The sequence below is a fragment of the Photorhabdus sp. RM96S genome, assembly GCF_042879335.1.
GTDB classification, from domain to species: Bacteria; Pseudomonadota; Gammaproteobacteria; order Enterobacterales; family Enterobacteriaceae; genus Photorhabdus; species Photorhabdus kayaii.
Window position 1 is genome coordinate 1 of sequence record NZ_JBHFKT010000264.1, and the last position, 249, is coordinate 249.

Annotated in this window: 1 pseudogene; it reads left to right on the forward strand. The window is 55.8% G+C overall.

Annotated features, from left to right (window positions below):
• Positions 1-249 (forward strand): annotated as a pseudogene (locus tag ACGF49_RS25280) (IS5/IS1182 family transposase); the annotation flags it as partial.

Sequence of the window (249 nt, forward strand, 5' to 3'; positions counted from 1 at the left end):
CCTGAAAGCCAGTGCCAATCCGCATAAATCGGAGAATGTCATGCGGTCGGTTCCCCCCGGCGCCTATGTTGACGCACTGGATAAAGCCGTCACTCAAGACCGGGCGGCAGCTGGAAAAAAAGCCTGAAGCCAGCCCTAAAGGAACGGCAGAGAAAGACGAAGGTCAGTACCGTCGATCCGGAAAGCGGGTTTATGCACCGGACCAACAAACCCAGGGGGTTCTTTTACCTTGACCACCGTACCGTGGAT